Annotated in this window: 21 protein-coding genes; 11 read left to right on the top strand and 10 right to left on the bottom strand. The window is 50.1% G+C overall.

All coding sequences use genetic code 11. From position 1 onward, the window contains the following. Nucleotides 1-167: 167 nt before the first annotated feature. Complete coding sequence (gene rraB / locus BIZ37_RS05130) at nt 168-569, bottom strand: ribonuclease E inhibitor RraB (RefSeq protein WP_187460577.1); 402 nt, start codon at nt 567-569, stop codon at nt 168-170. A gap of 396 nt (nt 570-965) precedes the next feature. Between rraB and BIZ37_RS05125 the strand changes: the two genes are divergently transcribed. The 5 genes from BIZ37_RS05125 to BIZ37_RS05105 all read left to right on the top strand — a co-directional run bounded on the left by BIZ37_RS05125 (nt 966) and on the right by BIZ37_RS05105 (nt 6,886). Next, the gene (locus tag BIZ37_RS05125; protein ID WP_187460576.1) at nt 966-1,172 is read left to right on the top strand and encodes a hypothetical protein; all 207 of its coding nucleotides are present in this window, start codon (nt 966-968) and stop codon (nt 1,170-1,172) included. A 147-nt stretch (nt 1,173-1,319) separates the two neighbouring features. Next, nucleotides 1,320-2,765, top strand: coding sequence for a YfcC family protein (locus tag BIZ37_RS05120; protein ID WP_107299564.1), 1,446 nt, complete (start codon nt 1,320-1,322; stop codon nt 2,763-2,765). Nucleotides 2,766-3,481: 716 nt separating this feature from the next. Then, entirely contained in the window at nt 3,482-4,702 is a 1,221-nt protein-coding gene (gene arcA / locus BIZ37_RS05115; protein WP_187460575.1) for an arginine deiminase, read from the top strand. A gap of 134 nt (nt 4,703-4,836) precedes the next feature. After that, nucleotides 4,837-5,748, top strand: coding sequence for a carbamate kinase (gene arcC / locus BIZ37_RS05110; RefSeq protein WP_107299566.1), 912 nt, complete (start codon nt 4,837-4,839; stop codon nt 5,746-5,748). A 127-nt stretch (nt 5,749-5,875) separates the two neighbouring features. Further along, the gene (locus BIZ37_RS05105) at nt 5,876-6,886 is read left to right on the top strand and encodes an ornithine carbamoyltransferase (protein WP_107299567.1); all 1,011 of its coding nucleotides are present in this window, start codon (nt 5,876-5,878) and stop codon (nt 6,884-6,886) included. Between the two features lie 243 nt (nt 6,887-7,129). Here the strand turns inward: BIZ37_RS05105 and BIZ37_RS05100 are convergent, their stop codons facing one another. Then, nucleotides 7,130-7,348 carry a hypothetical protein gene (locus tag BIZ37_RS05100; protein ID WP_187460574.1) on the bottom strand — a complete coding sequence of 73 codons (219 nt, stop codon included), beginning with the start codon at nt 7,346-7,348 and terminating at the stop codon, nt 7,130-7,132. Between BIZ37_RS05100 and pyrB the strand changes: the two genes are divergently transcribed. From pyrB to BIZ37_RS05075, 5 genes are all read left to right on the top strand, one after another. After that, entirely contained in the window at nt 7,328-8,257 is a 930-nt protein-coding gene (pyrB, locus tag BIZ37_RS05095; protein ID WP_107299568.1) for an aspartate carbamoyltransferase, read from the top strand. The two genes, BIZ37_RS05100 and pyrB, sit on opposite strands and share 21 nt — an antisense overlap. A gap of 15 nt (nt 8,258-8,272) precedes the next feature. Next, nucleotides 8,273-8,737: an aspartate carbamoyltransferase regulatory subunit gene (gene pyrI / locus BIZ37_RS05090; RefSeq protein ID WP_107299569.1), complete on the top strand. Its 465-nt coding sequence runs from the start codon at nt 8,273-8,275 to the stop codon at nt 8,735-8,737. 202 nt (nt 8,738-8,939) lie between these two features. Then, nucleotides 8,940-9,878 (top strand): S1C family serine protease, encoded by a 939-nt coding sequence (locus tag BIZ37_RS05085; RefSeq protein WP_222939585.1) that lies wholly within the window; start codon nt 8,940-8,942, stop codon nt 9,876-9,878. 238 nt (nt 9,879-10,116) lie between these two features. Then, nucleotides 10,117-10,596: an arginine repressor gene (locus tag BIZ37_RS05080; protein ID WP_107299570.1), complete on the top strand. Its 480-nt coding sequence runs from the start codon at nt 10,117-10,119 to the stop codon at nt 10,594-10,596. A 204-nt stretch (nt 10,597-10,800) separates the two neighbouring features. Beyond that, the gene (locus BIZ37_RS05075; RefSeq protein WP_039456204.1) at nt 10,801-11,187 is read left to right on the top strand and encodes a RidA family protein; all 387 of its coding nucleotides are present in this window, start codon (nt 10,801-10,803) and stop codon (nt 11,185-11,187) included. Nucleotides 11,188-11,282: 95 nt separating this feature from the next. Here BIZ37_RS05075 and idi read toward each other — a convergent pair whose 3' ends face one another. The 8 genes from idi to nudF all read right to left on the bottom strand — a co-directional run bounded on the left by idi (nt 11,283) and on the right by nudF (nt 19,712). Beyond that, nucleotides 11,283-11,813, bottom strand: coding sequence for an isopentenyl-diphosphate Delta-isomerase (gene idi / locus BIZ37_RS05070; RefSeq protein WP_187460573.1), 531 nt, complete (start codon nt 11,811-11,813; stop codon nt 11,283-11,285). 79 nt (nt 11,814-11,892) lie between these two features. Next, nucleotides 11,893-12,615 carry a 1-acylglycerol-3-phosphate O-acyltransferase gene (locus BIZ37_RS05065; protein ID WP_187460572.1) on the bottom strand — a complete coding sequence of 241 codons (723 nt, stop codon included), beginning with the start codon at nt 12,613-12,615 and terminating at the stop codon, nt 11,893-11,895. A gap of 170 nt (nt 12,616-12,785) precedes the next feature. After that, the gene (gene parC, locus BIZ37_RS05060) at nt 12,786-15,050 is read right to left on the bottom strand and encodes a DNA topoisomerase IV subunit A (protein ID WP_187460571.1); all 2,265 of its coding nucleotides are present in this window, start codon (nt 15,048-15,050) and stop codon (nt 12,786-12,788) included. Between the two features lie 100 nt (nt 15,051-15,150). Next, nucleotides 15,151-17,034, bottom strand: a complete 1,884-nt coding sequence (gene parE, locus BIZ37_RS05055; RefSeq protein ID WP_187460570.1) for a DNA topoisomerase IV subunit B — start codon at nt 17,032-17,034, stop codon at nt 15,151-15,153. 153 nt (nt 17,035-17,187) lie between these two features. Continuing rightward, nucleotides 17,188-17,766, bottom strand: coding sequence for an esterase YqiA (gene yqiA, locus BIZ37_RS05050; RefSeq protein ID WP_187460569.1), 579 nt, complete (start codon nt 17,764-17,766; stop codon nt 17,188-17,190). Beyond that, nucleotides 17,767-18,591, bottom strand: a complete 825-nt coding sequence (gene cpdA / locus BIZ37_RS05045; RefSeq protein ID WP_187460568.1) for a 3',5'-cyclic-AMP phosphodiesterase — start codon at nt 18,589-18,591, stop codon at nt 17,767-17,769. Nucleotides 18,592-18,621: 30 nt separating this feature from the next. Then, a complete protein-coding gene (locus tag BIZ37_RS05040) occupies nt 18,622-19,050 on the bottom strand; it encodes a DUF1249 family protein (protein WP_187460567.1) in 429 nt (142 codons plus the stop codon). Between the two features lie 26 nt (nt 19,051-19,076). Next, nucleotides 19,077-19,712 (bottom strand): ADP-ribose diphosphatase, encoded by a 636-nt coding sequence (nudF, locus tag BIZ37_RS05035; protein ID WP_187460566.1) that lies wholly within the window; start codon nt 19,710-19,712, stop codon nt 19,077-19,079. A gap of 278 nt (nt 19,713-19,990) precedes the next feature. Between nudF and tolC the strand changes: the two genes are divergently transcribed. After that, nucleotides 19,991-21,286 carry an outer membrane channel protein TolC gene (gene tolC, locus BIZ37_RS05030; protein WP_187460565.1) on the top strand — a complete coding sequence of 432 codons (1,296 nt, stop codon included), beginning with the start codon at nt 19,991-19,993 and terminating at the stop codon, nt 21,284-21,286. Nucleotides 21,287-21,416: the final 130 nt, after the last annotated feature.

Genomic DNA, 21,416 nt, shown 5'->3' with positions numbered 1-21,416 from the left:
CTATGGGCCAAACCGGGCACGATGCCTGCGAAGTCAGGATGCTCAAGACACTGTAGTATATGGGCTATGGGCTATGGGCAGAATAAAAAGGCCTTCAATAAGATTCAAGGCACAAAAAAGCTGGCCTCTTGCCAGCTTTTTGGGTGCGATGTTACAGCTGCCGAAGATTACTCTTCGTCTTCGTACTCTTCATCGTCATCTTCTTCGCCCGACTCGAAGTAGGTACCCCAGCCGTCGTAATCGATGTTGTGCTTTTCAGCAAGCTGGATCAGCTTCTCTGCCTGCTCGTCAATGGCATCGGCATTTAGAGCGGATTCCATCACGGCATCGAAACATACTACTTTACCGCCACCGTCTTCCGGTGCCAGTTCAAGCTCTTCAGCTTCAAGGACTTCAAAGCCCATCTTGAAAGCTTCTACCGCAGCACCTTCAAGCTCTTCGAACGTGTCTGCCGAAAAGTGGTGTTCAATGCTGTAAAGTGCATCAGGATCACTGCCATCTTCTAGCAACGCGGCAATGATTTCGCGCGTTTCTTCCTTCTGCTCTTCGATAATTTCTGCATAAGACATGGGGAAACTCCACCTATGAAATAAATTCGAACGCAAATATCGCACGGATCGCAATGAAATACCAAATGAAATCGCCTCCACTTGAAAACTTGATATTTATCAAACTAACGGTCGATTTATTGCTCTCGGCAATAACGCGGCAAAATGCATAATATTCCCCAATATGCGCTTTGAACGAATAAACACAAAACCCTCAATAGCATATTCACCCATAAAACTCAGAGAAATACCCTCAACACCCTATTTACCGATAGGCGGGCGGTATGAAAGTGCCGAAAAAGTGTGAACAATCCCAAAGATATACTGCGCCCGGCGGCATAAAATTCAGTGGCAATAAGCAAATAGAGCCACGGCAAAGACTGATGGCCATTAAATAAGCATACGAGAGATACGATCATGAGTAACTTCTACCACGGCCCTGAGCCAGGGAGACGGCGCCGCAGCCAGCTGCGTCGTCCCCGTAGGACACTCACCCACCTGACATCTGGGTTGGATAGCGAATTGCTATCGGAATCCTTTGCGATGCCAGAGAGTGAGAGCGCGGCTCCGACACCTCACCCAACATTGACACCTCTATCCAACCTGTTTCGACAGCACGGATAAACAACCTGTAAACCATTTCCGTTAGTTGCAACTAACACTTGGTTCTGCCTGCTCCGGCGTCATGTCCGGCGAGCCCCGTCATGCCTGACGACAGGCCTGGTAGATGAATCACCCTTGTACTGGATGTACAAGGGCAAGGAGAAAACAATGACAACCGAAACAATGAAACAGGAAGAGAAAGGCGGCTTCTTCGCTAATTTTAAATTCCCTTCTGCCTATACCATTTTATTTGCCCTTATCGCCCTTGTTGCATTGATGACCTGGATAGTACCGGCTGGCCAGTACGACCGTGTCATGAATGAAGATCTGGGCAAAGAAGTCCCTGTCACCGGGACGTACCACGCTGTAGAGAGCAACCCACAAGGTGTTGTGGATGTGCTACTAGCCCCTATCGATGGTTTCTATGACCATACCACCTACGAAGCTGCTGCTATCGACGTCTCGCTGTTCATCCTGGTCATTGGTGGCTTCCTTGGCCTAGTGACCAAAACAGGGGCGATTGATGCGGGCATCGAACGCGTTACCGCTCGCTTGCAGGGCCGGGAAGAATTAATGATACCGATCCTGATGGCGTTGTTTGCTGCAGGCGGTACTATCTATGGTATGGCGGAAGAATCACTACCGTTCTACACCCTGTTGGTACCAGTCATGATGGCAGCACGCTTTGACCCAGTGGTTGCCGCTGCAACTGTACTGCTTGGTGCAGGTATCGGTACCCTAGGTTCAACCATCAACCCATTCGCAACCGTCATCGCTGCCAATGCGGCAGGTATCCCATTCACAGACGGCATCATGCTGCGCGTTGCCATGCTAGTTGTTGGCTGGTTGATTTGTGTCGGTTACGTCATGCGCTATGCCAAGATGGTTCGCGCAGATAAAACCAAATCTATTGTCTACGACAAATACGAAGAGAACAAAGCACACTTCCTGGGTAACCAGTCTGGTGAGATGCTGGAGTTCACCACAACCCGTAAAGTTATCCTTGCTATTTTTGCCGCCTCTTTCGGTATCATGATTTACGGTGTGGCCGTTGTGGGTTGGTGGATGGCTGAAATCTCTGCGATGTTCCTGGCCTCAACCATCATCATCGGCTTGATTGCCCGTATGAGCGAAGAAGAGTTCACATCTAGCTTCATTGACGGTGCGCGTGACCTACTGGGTGTTGCCCTAATTATCGGTATCGCCCGAGGTATCGTGGTTATTATGGACCGCGGTATGATCACAGATACTATCTTGAATGCAGCTGAACATGCCGTTACCGGCCTGTCTTCTATCGTATTTATCAATGTGATGTACTGGCTGGAGATCTTGCTATCGTTCTTGGTGCCTTCATCTTCAGGCCTAGCGGTACTGACCATGCCAATCATGGCACCACTGGCAGACTTCGCTGGTGTCAGCCGTGACCTAGTGGTCACCGCCTACCAGTCAGCATCAGGTATTGTAAACCTAATGACACCAACCTCAGCCGTCGTAATGGGTGGTTTGGCTATCGCTCGCGTGCCTTACGTTCGCTGGGTGAAATGGGTTGCGCCGCTATTGGGTATTCTAACCGTACTGATCATGGTCATGCTGAGCGTCGGCGCCATGCTATAAATCCCCCCTTTCGATCTTGCTTACTTCGCCGCCCTTCTGGGCGGCTTTTTTATTTCCACGCCATAGACTCAGCCAGCTGTATCAAATAACGACTTTTATTCTTTTTATCTCTACCACACATAACAGAATAACATTCCAGCTTATGGCTAAATTTATTAACCCAAATATCAATAAACCACCATACAAAAGTCATATAGACAATTTATAACTAGGCAGTTCTATTTAAACGCAATCAAAAACCAGTGATTGAACTTATGTATTTAAATTACAAAAAGCCAAATCAAAAATATAAAAGGAAAAATATTTGTTACCAACCAAGTAACATTCTACTTATTTCTATATAGACAAACACTTTTAGTGCATAAGAATATCTTTTTCACATATGCATAACGTGAAAACTTCTGAATAAGATTCCACAATCACAGAAATAAACCATCAAAAACAAACGCTTAAGCCAGCAGATATTGCTGTTAACCTAGACAAAGCACATAAATACCCATTCACGTAAGCGAGTGACAAGTGCATTAAAAATGTTAATAAAACAAATATATAGCGTTACCATATTAATAATAAAAGTGTGATAAACCTCTAAGACTGAGAACGCCTTAAGGGTAAAATAAAACCCAGATACGAAAGCAAAGAAATAAATAAACTCTTACTTTGCAATAAAACAAATACAGCCAAAAACTTGGCGATAAATAAAGAGAGATACGATCATGAGTAAGTTTTACGTAGGTTCTGAAATAGGTCAATTGCGCCGCGTTCTTATCCACCGTCCAGAGCGTGCCCTAACTCACCTAACACCATCAAACTGTCACGATCTACTTTTTGATGATGTATTAGCAGTTGAACGCGCAGGCCAGGAACACGACGTATTTGCTAACACACTGCGTGAGCAAGGTGTTGAAGTTATGCTTCTTGGTGATCTACTAGCAGATACATTAGAAGTGCCAGAAGCGAAAGATTGGCTTCTGAAAACCCAAATCTCTGACTACCGCCTAGGTACTGCATTCGCTAACGATGTACGTTGCTTCCTAGCAGACCTACCAAGCAAAGAGTTGTCTTCTATTCTTCTTGGCGGCCTAAGCTACGCAGAGCTACCAATTAAATCTTCTTCAATGATGCAGGGTATGCACGAGCCAACTGACTTCATCATTGAACCACTTCCAAACCACCTGTTTACCCGTGACACGTCTTGCTGGGTATACGGCGGTGTGTCTATCAACCCAATGGCGAAACCTGCCCGTCAGCGTGAAACCAACCACGTTCGCGCTATCTACCGCTGGCACCCAACCTTCGCTGGCGAGGACTTCATCAAGTACTTCGGCGACGAAGAGAAGATGTACGACAACTCAACTATCGAAGGCGGCGACGTATTGGTTATCGGTAAAGGTGCTGTGCTTATCGGTATGTCTGAGCGTACGACTCCACAGGGTGTTGAGCAGTTGGCATCTAGCCTGTTCAAGCACGGTGAAGCGAAGCAAGTTATCGCAATGCAGCTACCTAAGCACCGCTCTTGCATGCACCTAGACACTGTAATGACACACATGCGTGAAGATACTTTCTCTGTTTACCCAGAAGTTGTGCGCAAAGACGTACAGTGCTGGAGCCTAACTGGCGACGAGTCTGGTGCGGTGAAAGTGAAAGAGGAAGGCTACTTCGTAACGGCTATCGAAAAAGCCCTGGGCGTAGACAAGCTAAACCTTATCACAACTGGTGGTGACAGCTTCGAAGCAGAGCGTGAGCAGTGGAATGATGCAAACAACGTTCTAACTGTTAAGCCTGGCGTTGTTATCGGTTACGAGCGTAACACCTACACCAACGAGAAATACGACAAGGCAGGTATCACAGTCCTACCTATCCCAGGTGATGAGCTAGGCCGTGGCCGTGGTGGTGCTCGCTGCATGAGCTGCCCAATCGAGCGTGACGGTATCTAATATCGAGGCAATTAGCCAAACCTGACGGCCGGTGCCTGGCACCGGCCACAAAAAGCAAGACCTCTCAGAACACATTTAGGCAATAAGCCAAACAAAACACAATAACTGAGAGTAAAACCAAGAGAGACGATCACATGACTAAGCAAACTGTTGTAGTGGCACTGGGCGGTAATGCCCTACTTCGCCGCGGCGAGCCACTCGAAGCTGATATCCAACGCCAGAACATTGCCAAAGCGGCAAAAACCATTGCGGAAATTGGCAAAGAATACAACGTGGTTCTTGTTCACGGCAATGGCCCTCAAGTTGGCCTGCTAGCCCTACAAGGGTTGGAATACAAAAAGGTTAACCCATACCCGTTGGACGTACTTGGTTCAGAAACCCAGGGCATGATTGGCTACATGCTAATGCAAGAGCTAAAGAACCTACTGCCGGAGCAAGATGTCTCCTGCATGCTAACCCAAATGACGGTAGATCCGAATGATCCTGCCTTTGCGGATCCAACCAAGCCAATCGGCCCGGTCTACGAAGAAGCCGAAGCCCGCGAGATGGCAGAGAAATACCACTGGACTGTCAAACCTGACGGCCAGTACTTCCGCCGCGTAGTGCCAAGTCCACTACCAACCGGTATTGTTGAAAGCGATGCAATCACTGCCCTTATCAAGCAAGAGCACCTAGTGATCTGTACCGGTGGTGGCGGTATCCCGGTGAAAAAAGAAAATGGCAAGTTAGTTGGTGTTGAAGCGGTTATCGACAAAGACATGTCTGCAGCATACCTTGCCCAGCAGCTTGATGCCGATGCCCTGCTGATCCTGACCGATGCCGATGCGGTGTACCTAGACTGGGGTAAACCAACCCAGAAAGCACTGCGCAGCACCAACCCTCGCGAGTTGGCTCAGTATGCCTTCGATGCCGGCTCGATGGGACCAAAAATCGATGCCTCATGCGAGTTCATCAACAAAGGTGGCAAGCTAGTTGGTATCGGCGCCCTTGAAGATGGCCTAGCCATCCTAAAAGGTGAAGCTGGCACAAATATTATTGCAGAATAAAAGAATATTTATTCACAAAACATAAATAATACGTTAAACAATACATAATAGCTTCCGGTGGCGGGGCAACCATTACAACCCAGCCCTTCCCCGGACAGAGAGATACAGATTCAGAGAGGATAACATCATGGCTTTTAACCTTCGCAACCGTAACTTCCTAAAACTTCTAGACTTCACTCCACGTGAGATCCAGCACCTACTAGAACTATCTGCTGAGCTGAAAAAAGCGAAGTACAACGGTTACGAGCAGCCTCGCCTAACTGGCAAGAATATCGCACTGATCTTCGAGAAAACATCAACTCGTACACGCTGTGCATTCGAAGTTGCAGCTTTCGATCAGGGCGCACAAGTTTCTTACCTTGGCCCATCTGGCTCTCAAATCGGCCACAAAGAATCAATGAAAGACACCGCTCGCGTTCTTGGCCGCATGTATGACGGCATCGAATACCGCGGTTTCGGTCAGGAGATCGTTGAAGAGCTAGGCGCTTACGCTGGCGTACCTGTATGGAATGGCCTAACTGACGAATTCCACCCAACACAAATCCTGGCTGACTTCCTGACTATGATGGAACACGGCCGTGGCAAACAGCTACACGAAATGAAATTTGCCTACCTAGGCGATGCGCGCAACAACATGGGTAACTCCCTAATGGTTGGCGCAGCGAAAATGGGTATGGACATCCGCCTAGTCGCACCTAAGCAATTCTGGCCTGAAGAAGCACTTGTTGCTCAGTGCCGCGAAATCGCTGAAACCACTGGCGCGAAAATCACTATGACTGAAGACGTACAAGAAGGCGTTGAAGGCGTAGACTTCCTATACACTGACGTTTGGGTATCTATGGGTGAAGCGAAAGAAGCATGGGCTGAGCGTATCAACCTAATGCTGCCTTACCAGGTCAACATGGACATGATCAAAGCCACTGGCAACCCACACGTTAAATTCATGCACTGCCTACCAGCCTTCCACGGCGAAGACACCACAGTTGGTAAGCAGCTAGCAGCAGAATACCCAGTACTGGCACAAGGCTGTGAAGTAACTGATGAAGTGGTTGAGTCAGACTACTCTATCGTATTCGACGAAGCAGAGAACCGTATGCACACCATCAAAGCTGTGATGGTCGCCACACTGGGTCAGTAATCGACTCTCTTGAGTGTAACTACTCTCAAACCCATACCGGCCTTCGGGCCGGTATTTTTATTCCAGCCAATTTTCCCCAGCCGCTCTCTTCGTTCAAAAACAAGCCCTTACAGTTCACAGGGTTAGAACACTATTCCTAGCCCGTAAAATACCCCTGAAAAATGCATAAAATTCCGCTAAATGAATACTTTAGGCAAACGCTTGCGTTCGCAAGAAATGGGGGTATAATCCTTCGCAATTTGTCTAGAGAGAGATAAAAAATGCGCCCGTCTTTTCAGCTAAACCTGATGACCCTTCGCCGATTTTCGGCGGAAGCGCCGTTTTTTGTTTTTCCTGTTTTTGTAAAAAGAGCCTCCTTTTTAAAGGGGGCTTTTTTTTGCCTGCTGTCCACACCAGCCGGCACCTGTCGTTCATCATCGTAATTAAAAGGGAAGAGAAGCCATGGCGAATTCGCTGTTTCAAAAGCACATCATTTCCATTCCGGAACTGAGCCGTAGTGAGCTTGAGCTAGTTGTCGAGACTGCTGGCAAACTAAAAGCCGAGCCGAACCCTGAACTTCTGAAGAACAAGGTTGTTGCAAGCTGTTTCTTCGAGCCATCTACCCGTACCCGTCTGTCTTTCGAAACCGCTATCCAGCGCCTGGGCGGTACCGTGATTGGTTTTGACAACGGTGGTAACACGTCACTTGCGAAGAAAGGCGAGACCCTAGCCGACTCGGTACAGGTCATTTCTTCCTATGTTGATGCCTTCGTCATGCGCCACCCGCAGGAAGGGGCTGCCCGCCTTGCTTCTGAGTTCTCCAACGGCGTGCCTATCATCAACGGTGGCGACGGTGCTAACCAACACCCAACCCAGACCCTGCTGGATTTGTTCACTATCTACGAAACCCAGGGCACACTGGATAACTTGAATGTCGCGTTTGTCGGTGACCTGAAATACGGCCGTACCGTCCACTCCCTCACCCAGGCGCTCGCCAAGTTCAACAACGTGAAGTTCTTCTTTGTTGCCCCGGAAGTACTGGCAATGCCTGACTACATCTGTGAGGAGCTAGACGAAGCCGGCATCAGCTATAGCGTGCATGACTCGATGGAAGAAGTGATTCCAGAGCTGGATATCCTGTACATGACTCGCGTCCAGAAAGAACGCTTCGACGAGTCTGAGTACGCCCACATGAAGGCAGCCTACATCCTTACCGCACCGATGCTGGCCGAAGCCCGTGACAACCTGAAAGTACTGCACCCGCTGCCACGTATTGACGAAATCACGACTGACGTCGACAAAACTAAGCATGCTTACTTCTTCCAGCAAGCAGAAAACGGTGTGTACGCACGTGAAGCCCTATTGGCACTGGTCCTAAACGAAGCAATCTAAGCAGGAGAGAATATAATGGCGAAGGAAACACAACTACAGGTCGAAGCGATCAAAAACGGCTCGGTGATCGACCATATCCCTGCAAACATTGGCTTCAAGGTGCTGAAGCTGTTTAAGATGCACAAAACTAACCAGCGCGTAACGGTTGGCCTGAACCTGCCATCATCGGCGCTGGGTGCAAAAGATCTTATCAAGATTGAAAACATCTTCATCAGCGAAGAGCAGGCAAGCCAACTGGCACTGTATGCACCACAGGCGACAGTTAACCAGATCGAAAACTACGAAGTCGTGAAGAAGCTGAACCTGACCCTGCCAGAGCAAATCAATGCCGTGTTCAAGTGCCCGAACACCAACTGTATTTCACATGGCGAACCGGTAGACAGCAGCTTCAAAGTCATCACCAAGAAAGAAGATATCCAGCTTAAGTGTAAATACTGCGAAAAGGTCTTCTCACGCGAAATCGTCACTGAGAACCACTAAATTTTCACAGTTAGATTCGCTAAATAGCTGAAAAAGCTGTCTCATTCGCGACATTTCCTGCCCTAGGAAAAAGAAAGTCTGCTCAACTTTGAGCAGGCTTTTTGATTCTCACTTCCGGCAAAGATCGATCCCATTCCCCTCACTACCTTTAAGTTTCCAGCCCCGCGTGCTGGATAAAACAACAAAAATAAAGGCTAGTGAAATGAGAAAAATTGCGCAAAAGATTGTGGCAGGTAAGCCAGGGTTTGCCCGCCCCTGTAGTATCCTTCTTGCAACTCTCCTCCTGTCGGGTTGTGTTACCAGCAATGGTCCTGTCCAACAGACCTACCAGCACTCCGCCAATGAAATGGTGGTCATCGGCGTACCGATGCTAATGGGGGGGTTTGGCTCCGCTGTCCCCATCAACGATGACTACATGATAACCGCCAAGCATGTCGCCCAACTGTCTTGGGATACCGGTGTTATCTACCACCCGGCCTGTGATCTTGCCCTGATCCCACGCGCTTCCAATGCCCAGCCAACCTGGGGCTTGATCTACCCTGATCAGGCAGTCATCCACCACGGCCATTCACTCGTGGGGACCACCGTAAGCGGTGAGGGCAAATACCTCCAAGATGTGGTCGATACCAATACCGATTGCCTTTACTCGTTAAGCGATGCGCCGGTTATGTCCGGTATGAGTGGAGGGCCGGTATTCAATGAAGACGGCGAGATTGCAGGGATCACCGTCGCCATCGTCAACAACCCGGAAGATCTGCAAAACCTCAAACCGGCTACTCGCTATAGCCAGTTTGTGCCTTCACCATTGATCTTCGACTGGCTCGCTGCTTTGGGGATAGACGTGCAATCCGCCAGTACCGAATTGGCCGGCATCAAGGTGTCTGACTATGTCGCAAGCCTCAACCGCCCTGGCACAGAGACACTTCAAATTGCCAGCAACAACGCACAGTCAACGGTAGAAACACCGCAAAAGCGTACATTTATGCCTGTCTCCCAGTACAGTACATATAGCCCGAATAATTTGTCAGGCCTGAACCTTCCCGAAGAAAATGATGGGGTTGCTGCTAATCAATCGAGACCTGAGGCCAAGTTAAATCCTCGGACCCTTCTCGATCAATCGGGATATAATTCCTCATTCTAACCAAATAGATGGCGTTTTGTTTTGGTGATAGGGGTCAATAAATTACTCTGACATTGTTGATATGATGCCCTTGCAAGATTATGCAACCGAGGCATTATATCTTGCGTCAGGGTAGCCACCTTTGTTCACCGATAAGAAGCACAGACTTCCAGACAAATCATACGGTGCGCAGGCTGCTAACGAGATACGATCAAAGTCCCAACAGAATAACAAGGAGTTGCCCGTGAGTGGATACAGTATGCACGGAGCGATGGAAGCTTTCTGCCAAGAAGAAAGCATCACTTCCGCCTGCAAACGACTATTGCAGCAACAAAGCTTTTCAACCCAAGATGATATCCGCAAGCAGCTCATCGCAATGGGGTTTGAAGATGTGAGCCAATCGACAGTGTCCCGCCTACTGTCGAGACTAGGCGTAGCGAAAGTACCCAACGCCTACGGTAAAAAGGTCTACTGCCTAACGGTAGAGAGTGAGCCGGTTCAAGTTGGCTCATCGATCGCTTCACAGATCGAGTTTATTACCCATAACCAATTGGTCGTGGTGGTGAAAACACACCCCGGCGGTGCCCAGTTGGTCGCCAGGCTGATTGACATCCAGCCCCATGCCGAGATCCTCGGTACGGTCGGCGGTAATGACACTGTGATGGTGGCACCGAAGGACATCAGCCGCATTGATGAATGCGAAAAGGTGGTTAAAGCAAGACTGGGGATCCCAGCTTGAACAATAGGCTAAGCTAAGCGGGCCAGCCCAAGACCACACTGCCATTACCGAATGAACAGAGAAAAACTAAGCAAAAAGGCAGCCTTAGCAGCTTCATGCTGTCTTTTTGCCCAGCCTACCTGAAACCCTTTGACCTCTTCGCCATTGGGTTGCAAACTAGACCTCTAACGGTGACCTACAACTATATTTAAGTAAGGACAAGAAATGACTCAAGTACTTCACACAGAGCAGGCTCCAGCTGCAATCGGCCCTTATGTACAGGGTGTTGACCTAGGTAACATGGTTCTGACTTCAGGCCAGATCCCTGTGAATCCTCAAACAGGTGAAGTGTCTGACGATATCGCTGAGCAGGCTCGCCAGTCACTAGAAAACGTTAAGGCTGTTGTGGAGTCTTCTGGCCTGAAAGTGGCTGACATCGTAAAAATGACCGTCTTCGTAAAAGACCTGAATGACTTCGGTACAGTTAACGAAGTGTACGGTAAGTTCTTTGACGAGCACAATGCACCATACCCAGCACGCTCTTGTGTTGAAGTTGCTCGTCTGCCAAAAGACGTAAAAATTGAAATCGAAGCCATTGCCGTTCGCAAATAATTGCCTGCCGCATCGCTGAACACAAAAAAGCTGCATTTGGCAGCTTTTTTCGTTTTGGCAGATAAGGAGTCCACCAGCACTAACAACGAATGTCACTAGGCATTCGCTAAGGTCAGTGCGAGCACCTGTGGAAACCAAGCAGTAAAACACTCAGGCTCCTGCTCCAAGGCTGCCTGAAGCTCACTTTGCGCCCACCAGCGATAAGCCATAACCTCTTCTGGGTTTGCCGTTATCGCTATATCGGAAGCCTCTGCCACCAAGACATGATCCAACTCGTGTTCGACCAAATCGTTATCCAGCTCAGCGTGGTATACAAAGTTGGCGACATCTGACAGCTCATGGATACCGACAATGCCCATCTCTTCACCCAAGCGACGGATACCAGCTTGGCTCATGGACTCACCCAAACGCGGGTGTGAGCAGCATGTGTTGGTCCACAGACCGCCACTATGATACTTACCTAGGGCACGTTGCTGCATCAGGAACTCACGCTCGTTACCACCGTCGCGGTAAAGCAAAACCGAAAACGCCAAATGCAATGCGCCGTCCCGGTGCGCCTGCATTTTTTCCTCAACGCCAAGCTCCCTGCCCTGCGGATCGACTAATATAACCTGTTCTTCAATCATGGTACGTTCAACTATAAAAACAAAAAGGACACGCTGGGCATGTCCTTAATCATTCAACAATGGCAAGAGAGCTTATCGATTAGCTTGCCGAGCGACTGTCCGCTTCAGCATTGAGCTCTTCCAGTTTCGCGGCCATCAAATCACGGCACTGATTAGACAACTGGCGGACATCTTCTTTAGTCAGCCCATCAACTGAAACGGGAGGCAACATTTCGACGATCACCACACCGTTATCCCACTTATTCAGTCTAACATTTTCCGTGCTACTACACACAATCGGGACAATCGGAACACCAGCACCGATAGCGGCGTGAAAAGCACCAGTTTTGAACGGCAGCAAACCACGACCGCGAGAACGGGTCCCCTCAGGGAACATCCACACCGAAACATTACGCTCTTTGATCTGGTCAATCACTTGGCCAATCGTACCGACAGCCTTGCTACGGTTGGCACGGTCAATCAAGATATTTCCGGTTAACCAGTAAAGCTGACCAAACAATGGCATCCAGGCAATACTTTTCTTGCCCACGGTCACAGTACGAGGCTGAATGGCACCCGACACGGTAAACATATCGTAGTTATTCTGGTGGTTCGCTAGGTATACGCTTGGAACAGGCTGTTCCCCTTCAGGGAAACGAAGCTCCAGCTTAATGCCGAAGATACGTGCCATCTTGCAGAAGTGACGGCCAACAATATAGACATTCTTAGGGTTACGAGGGCTGAACAAACAGTAACCACAGCCAAATACAAACATGAACACAGCAAAAACTGCGACAGCAATCATGCGCAATAGAAATAACATCAGACTCTCCTCAGCGTACAAGCGTTCGCTAGTATACTTAGGCTGCGGGAAAAAACACCTTTTATGTGCACAAATTAGACCACATCCTACCTCTTTCTGCCCCGAACTGCTGGAAAACGCACAAAAAAAGCCCTCCATCAGGAGGGCTTCCAATAAGCGTCAATAAAACCTTATTCGGCTTCAGGCTCTTGCGGTGCATCTATTTCAAAACGCGTCACCCGCTGCAGGCCACGCGGCAGCATGCTACCACGGCGGCCACGCTCGCCACGGAAGTTATCCAAATCGGCTGGCTTAAGGCCTAGCTTACGCTTGCCTGCATATAAGGTCAGGGTGCTGCCTTTTGGCAGTACCACCAACTGGGACAGGAACTCTTCCCGCGCTTTCGAGCGGGCTGCAGGGATATTGATGATCTTGTTACCCTTACCTTTGCCCAACTGCGGCAGCTCCTTAATTGGGAACAGCAACATCCGGCCCTCATTGGTAATCGCCAGGATCTCATCGTTCTCCAAGTCGGCAATACACTGCGGCTGCATCACTTCGGCATTTTCCGGAACCGTCAACAAGGCCTTACCGTTCTTGTTCTTCGATACCATATCACTGCATTTACAGATGAAACCGTAACCGGCATCAGAGCCCATCAGCCATAACTGATCGTCATCGGCCATCATCACTTGGCGGACGTGGCTGCCAGGCGTCAAATTCAAACGCCCCGTAATCGGCTCACCCTGACTACGTGCCGATGGCAAACTATGGGATTCAAGCGCATAGCTCCGACCATCCGAGCCAAGGAAAACCGCAGGCTGGTTGCTCTTACCTCGTGCATGGGCCTGGTAGCCATCACCAGACTTGTAGCTCAATGAGGTTGGGTCAACCTCATGGCCTTTGGCATGGCGGATCCAGCCTTTCTCAGACAGTACCACTGTGATGGCTTCTGAAGGGATCAGTTCGCGCTCGGTCAGTGCTTTGGCTTCTTCACGCTCTACCAATGGCGAACGGCGATCGTCACCGTACTTCTCTGCATCGGCCAAGATCTCTTTCTTGATCAAAGTACTCAAGCGGCGCTCTGAGCCCAGTAACTTCTCGAGGTGATCACGCTCCTTTGACAGTTCATCCTGCTCACCGCGGATCTTGATCTCTTCCAGCTTAGCCAACTGGCGGAGTTTGATTTCAAGAATCGCATCAGCCTGGATAGCAGATAGGTCGAAGCGAGACATCAGCTCAGCCTTCGGATCATCCTCGGTACGGATGATCTCGATAACCTCGTCAATGTTGAGGTAAGCCGCCAACAAACCTTCAAGGATGTGCAAACGGGCATTAACCTTATCCAAGCGGTGCTGCAAGCGACGACGTACTGTGGCACGGCGGAATTCAAGCCATTCCGAGATAATCTGTACCAAGCCTTTAACCTGCGGACGGCCATCAAGGCCCAGCATGTTAAGGTTTACGCGGAAGCTCTTTTCCAGATCAGTCGAGGCAAACAGGTGGTTCATCAACTGCTCGCTATCAACACGGTTAGAGCGCGGTACGATCACGATACGAGTCGGGTTCTCGTGATCCGATTCGTCACGCAAGTCTTCTACCATTGGCAGCTTCTTGGCTCGCATCTGGCTGGCGATCTGCTCAAGCAACTTCGAGCCAGAAACTTGGTGTGGCAATGCGGTGATCACAATATCGCCGCTTTCCTTGTGCCATACCGCACGCATCTTGATGCTGCCGCGACCGGTACGGTAAACCTTTTTCAGATCGGTCTTCGATGTAATGATCTCCGCCTCGGTCGGGTAGTCCGGCCCTTGAACGAATTCCATCACCTCATCAAGCTCTGCTTTCGGATTCTCAATCAGATGTACGGCAGCATTCGCCACTTCGCGGGCATTATGCGGCGGTATATCCGTCGCCATACCAACAGCGATACCGGTCACGCCGTTAAGCAGGATGTGCGGCAACCGGGCTGGCAACATCTTCGGCTCTTTCATCGTGCCATCGAAGTTCAGGCCCCAGTCGACCGTCCCCTGCCCGAGTTCGTTGAGCAACACTTCCGAGAAACGCGACAAGCGCGATTCGGTATAACGCATCGCGGCAAAAGATTTCGGATCGTCCGGCGCCCCCCAGTTACCCTGGCCATCAACCAACGGGTAGCGGTAGGAAAATGGCTGCGCCATCAACACCATGGCTTCATAACACGCCGAATCGCCGTGCGGGTGGTATTTACCCAACACGTCTCCGACAGTACGGGCAGACTTCTTGTACTTGGCCGTTGCCGACAGGCCCAGCTCTGACATCGCATAGATGATGCGGCGCTGAACTGGCTTTAGGCCGTCGCCGATAAACGGCAGGGCACGGTCCATGATCACATACATGGAGTAGTTGAGGTAGGCGTCTTCGGTGAACTTACGCAGCGGGAGCTGTTCAACGCCGTCCATTGAGACATCAGTCATCGTTGGGTATTCCGTTTACGTTTCTGGCCCATGCATCGTCACAGGCCATCAAATCATCAAGCAGGGCTGGCTAACAAATGCGATAAGCCAGCCCCATCAATCACACTTCGGCCATGTCGCCTTTGCTCTGCAGCCAGTGACGGCGGTCTTCCGCACGCTTCTTGCCCAGCAGCATATCCATCATCTCGTTGGTCTGCTCATCATCATCGATAGTCAGCTGAACCAAACGGCGGGTATTCGGATCCATGGTCGTTTCACGGAGCTGGAGTGGGTTCATTTCACCCAGACCTTTGAAGCGCTGGACATTCACTTTACCGCGCTTGTTGCTCAGGCGGTCAAGGATGCCGTCTTTCTCGGCATCATCAAGGGCATAATAGACTTCCTTGCCAAGGTCGATACGGTACAGTGGCGGCATCGCAATATAAACATGGCCAGCACGGACCAGAGACTCAAAGTGGCGCACAAACAACGCGCACAGCAAGGTGGCAATGTGCAGACCATCCGAGTCGGCATCGGCCAGGACGCAGATCTTGCCGTAACGCAAGCCGCTCAAGTCGTCGCTGTCTGGGTCAATACCCAAGGCAACTGAAATATCATGGACTTCCTGCGAAGCCAGTACCTGATCGGCAGAGACTTCCCAAGTATTCAAAATCTTACCGCGCAGCGGCATGATAGCCTGGAATTCACGGTCACGGGCTTGCTTGGCAGAACCACCTGCCGAGTCACCCTCGACCAGGAACAATTCGGTACGGGACAGGTCCTGCTGCGAACAGTCAGCCAGCTTGCCAGGCAACGCCGGGCCCGAGGCAACCTTCTTACGCACCACTTTCTTGCTGGCACGCATACGGCGGTGGGCATTGGCGATACAGACTTCCGCCAACTGTTCGGCAATCTGTGGGCGCTCGTTCAGCCATAGGCTGAAGGCATCTTTGACGACGCCAGAAACAAACGCAGCACACTGGCGGGATGACAGGCGCTCTTTGGTCTGGCCGGCAAACTGCGGGTCTTGCATCTTGACCGACAACACATAGGCACAGCGGTCCCAGATATCATCAGCCGTCAGCTTCACGCCACGTGGCAGCAAATTGCGGAACTCACAGAATTCGCGCATCGCATCGAGCAACCCCTGGCGCAAGCCGTTGACATGGGTACCGCCCTGCGCGGTCGGGATCAGGTTCACGTAACTTTCGGTGATCAGCTCACCGCCTTCCGGCAACCACAGCAAAGCCCAATCAGCCGCTTCGGTCTGGCCACTGAATACACCGGTAAACGGCTCTTCCGGCAACAGGGTGTAGCCCTTCACGCCTTCTGCCAAGTAATCTTTCAGGCCGTCTTCGTAGCACCAACGGATAGTTTCGTCACTTGCCTTGTCGGTAAAGACAATTTCAAGCCCCGGGCAAAGCACCGCTTTGGCCTTAAGGATGTTTTTCAGGCGAGAGACAGAGAATTTCGGGCTATCGAAGTATTTCGCATCCGGCCAGAAGTGGACCCGGGTTCCCTTGGCACGGCGGCCACAGGTGCCGATCACTTCCAGCTCACTGGCTTTGTCACCGTTTTCAAAAGCAATCTGGTAAACCTGACCATCACGTTTTACCGTGACCTCGACGCGGGTCGACAAGGCGTTAACGACCGAGATCCCCACCCCGTGCAAACCACCGGAGAATTGGTAATTTTTACCTGAGAACTTACCACCGGCATGGAGTTTACATAGGATAAGCTCTACCCCTGAAACCCCCTCTTCCGGGTGAATATCTACCGGCATCCCCCGGCCATCATCAATCACTTCCAGTGACTGATCCGCATGAAGAATGACCTCTACCTTGCGGGCATGGCCAGCCAAGGCTTCATCGACACTGTTATCGATGACTTCCTGGCCTAGGTGGTTAGGCCGTACCGTGTCGGTATACATCCCCGGACGGCGGCGTACTGGCTCAAGGCCATTTAGAACCTCAATGGCTCCAGCGTTATAGCTTTGCTCTGTCATAATTACGGAAAGTTACGGAAAAATTTCTGCCACAATAGTCAGTAACCCCAGCTCGGTTGTCAAGCTAGGGTCGAAAATGTGGCCCACAATTGTGAGTCGAATTTGATCCAAGTCGGGACAAGTTCCCCTCAAGCAACAAGTGCTCGGAAGATATTACAAGCCCAAGAATCGAATGATTTGTTCAGGGTAGCGTTCAAATCCGACAAAACTATGATCCCCTTCGGGTTCAACGGTTTGCCGGCAGGCCGAGTATTTCTCGACAGCCCGGCGGTAATCCAGTACCTCGTCACCTTCTTGTTGAAGCAACCATAGTTGCTCAGGGTGGCGGAGTTTGGCCACATCCATCTGGCGCAGTTCATCCATATGTTTGGGCTCCAGGAAATAGCGCTCCCCGGTATAGGGGTTTTCCTGCTCACCCAAGTAATCCTGCAATAACTCATAAGGCTTCACCGCAGGGTTAACCAATACCGCAGGCAACTGATAGTTGTTATTGAGCCAGGTAGAAATATACCCCCCCAGCGAACTGCCGACCAAGCCTATCTGGTATTGATGACGCAATGATTGCACCAGCTCATCAATAAACGTAGCAGCATCTGCAGGGTAGCAGGGGATCTGCGGGATCTCGACCCGGATATCTGGCCGTTCACGGCGGCAGTACTCAGCCATAACCGTTGCCTTGAGGGATTTCGGCGAGCTGTTAAAGCCGTGGATATACAATAGCAACGGCTTCATTTAGTAACCTGCGGACTCAAAATTCGGGGTAAAGTCATGGCCTTCCAAGCGATGGACCTGAGTTTCAAGACGCCCATCACTGTGCAATGACAAATAACGCCAGCCTGGGCTTTTCTGATCCAAGGCAAAGTCATGGGAATCTGGCTGGAACTGGATGCAGGTCGATGGTGTCGCCAGTACCCTGACATCTTGATGGATGCGGTCCAACTCCTGGTGGATATGACCGCACAAAATCGCCTTAACCTGCGGATAACGGCCAATGACCTGCCAGAACGGTTCGCTGTTGTGCAACTGGTGCTGATCAAGCCAAGTGCTTCCAGCCGGCAAAGGGTGATGGTGCAACAAGACCAGCGCATGGCGGTCAGGGTGAGCCGACAGTGCCTCATCGAGCATCTCGAGTTGTTCCTGGCTCAGTTCACCGTGCGGAACCCCTTTGACCTGGCTGTCCAGCAGGATCACCTGCCAATGGTCTCCCGCCAAGAGTTGATGGCAAGGCTTGATCTGTGGCGATGGCAGTACCGCCTGCATGCTTGGCTGGTAATCATGGTTACCCGGCAGCCAGAAACATGGCTGAGACCAGCGTGCTATACCATCGCAAAAGCGCTGGTAGGAATGTTCGGTATGGTCTTGGGAAATATCGCCCGTCGCCACGATAGCATCAAAAGGGCGTGCAGCGGCATCTACCGCATTCAGTACGGCATGAAAGCTGTCTTTTGTCGCGACACCCAACAAACTGCCGCCGTCATCGGCAAACAGGTGGGTATCGGTAATTTGCAGGAGAACCACACTATCGCGGTTCGTCTGTGGCAGAGTAAAAGTCTGCAAAACGTCAAAAACCTTGTCTATCTGATTCTATTAACAAACCGACTGTCTGCTGATCCCGTTTTTAAGGCAATACACCAACCAGTCTCCCAGAAAACGGTTAACTTGATGCTTCTCATCTTTCTGATGCATCCGCATGTTGGGGTAATCATACCTTGGCTTCAGACGCGAAGTCTGCTGAGCGGAACACACTTCTGCGACCCTTGCATCGTGGTACAACCTGATCGTCATTTTCGGGATCAGGTAATCCGGCAGTGATTCTTCTGCCTTGAGATGAAGTTCAACCACTGTGGTATATCGGGTCGATTCAGTAATGGTCAGATGATATTCCTGTTCCGAAACACAATAAATGCATTGGTCCCCTACCTGATCGCTTTTTGGCAGCAATGGGAGCAACTTCGCATAGTTGGTTTCGTAAAGTCGCATGATACCAGCAAAATCAACAGTGTATCTTCTATTCAATCGGTATCCTCAGTGAGTGTGGTCGTCTAACGCGCAGCCTGCAACCGAGTGTAGTTCAATTGCAACCATTGCAGGGCAATGATCGAGGCCGCATTCTCAATTTTACCAGATTCTACCCACTGGTAAGCGTCTTCTCGAGAAACCACATGCACTTTGATATCTTCGCCTTCCTCTTCCAGGCCATGGATCCCTTCTGCCGTGGTACTGTCTATCTCACCGACAAAAATATCCAAGGTTTCCGAGCAACCACCAGAGCTAGACAGGTAACGGGTGATTTTATGCAACGAGCCAACTTCAACGCCCGCTTCTTCCACTGATTCACGGCGGACAACATCATCCGCCTGTTCACCCGGTTCAATAATACCGGCCACTATCTCTAGCTGCCATGGCGAGCAATCAGCAGCCATCGCACCTACCCGGAACTGTTCAACCAATACAACCTGATCGGTATGGGGGTCATAAGGCAACATAGCCGCAGCATGGCCACGTTCGAACATTTCACGGTCCAATGGCTGACTCCAGCCTCCCGCAAATAGGCGATGGCGAAAACGGTATTTCACCATGCTGAAAAAACCTTGGTACAAAGGCTCCTCGGCGAGAACTTCGACGTCGTCACGAGAAAACTGTCCTGGTCCGCCTTGCTTAGCACCTGTTTTTGCCATGTTTTTATTCCTTTTGCCCTTTCTGACACGGCCTCCGGCCGACGAAGGCATATATCATTCCATTCCCGCCAAGGAACGGCAATGATTTAATTCAACATTTATGACAATTATTGTGATTTTTTTTAAGTCGCTTTTCGCAACGAAAAGCTTAAAATCACATTTAATCCAGTAAAATATCGTAAAATAAAGTAAATTGTTCAATGATCAGTTTCAGGCAAGGAAACATAGGTTAAACTGGAGCCTTGCTCTTATTTTTGTCAGGACCAGGAAAGGCATACATGAAAAAATTGCTTCCGCTTTTTGTTAGCTTTGCGCTTGGCGGTCTTAGCCATACTGCACTGGCTGATGATCTCGCCGAAATCTACCAACAAGCAAAACAAAATGACCCTCAGCTGCTACGTGCGGCTGCCGATAAAGACACTGCGTTCGAAGCGATTAACTCCACTCGAAGCGCATTGCTACCACAGATAAATTTAACTGCTGGATACAACGCTCTTTTTCTTGATAGCGATAACCCAAACACTGATAACGGTTTTGATGTAGGTCTTTCTCTAGATCAATCAATCTACAACCGTGCCAGCTGGGTGAACCTAGATATCAGCGAGAAAGTGGCCCGCCAGAGTGATGCTTTTTATGCGACCTCTCAGCAAGGCCTGATCCTGCGTGTTTCTGACGCCTACTTTGCCGTGCTACGCGCAATGGATGACTTAGAATTCGTCCGTGCCGAAAAAGCCGCTGTAGGCCGCCAGCTAGAGCAAACCAAGCAGCGTTTCGAAGTTGGCCTGTCAGCGATTACCGATGTTCATGATGCCCAGGCACAGTACGACAGCGTACTGGCTGATGAAATTTTGGCAGAAAACTCACTGACCAACAGCTACGAAGGCCTACGTGAAATCACCGGCCAGGCCCACACTAATCTGAGCGTTCTGGATACCCGCCGCTTCAGTGCCAGCGCACCTAAATCACGTGTAGAAAGCCTGATCACAGATGCTGAGACAGAAAACCTTAGCCTGTTGACTGCCCGTATCTCTCAAGATATCGCCCGTGACGAAATTGCCCTGGCAGAGTCAGGCCATTTGCCAACCCTGTCTTTCAATGCTGGTTATAACTACGACGATAAGCAGGCTTCAACTGATGATGGTTCTTTGACTGCTGGCATCAATCTTGCTCTTCCTGTTTACACCGGTGGCCGCGTGACCTCTGAAGTGAAACAGGCCCAATACGGCTATGTAGCAGCAAGCGAAGATCTGGAAGGCTCTTACCGCAGTGTTGTTCGTGACGTCCGCGCTTTCTACAACAACATCAATGCCTCTATCGGTGCTCTTCGCGCTTACCAACAGTCTGTGGTTTCTGCCCAGTCTGCTCTTGAAGCGACAGAAGCCGGTTTCGATGTGGGTACCCGTACCATTGTTGATGTACTAGATGCGACTCGCCGCCTGTATGATGCTAACCGCCAGCTGGCCAATGCTCGCTACGATTACATCATCAGCCAGCTTCAGCTAAAACAAGCCGTTGGCTCACTGAACGAACAAGATATCTTGGACGTTAACGCTGGCTTGGTAAAAGCGAAGTAATCGCAACCTAGCTTAAGCAAACCATATAAAAAAGCGCCCTCAGCAATGACGGCGCTTTTTTAGTATCTTTGCCTAACCGAAGCCCTGCTCTTATTGAGGTGCTTTCAGGCTCAGTCCAAGGAGAGGCCCT

Origin of the sequence: Photobacterium sp. BZF1, from assembly GCF_014349205.1 — a bacterium.
Lineage (GTDB): Bacteria > Pseudomonadota > Gammaproteobacteria > Enterobacterales > Vibrionaceae > Photobacterium.
This window is presented reverse-complemented; position numbering and strand designations above follow the sequence as displayed.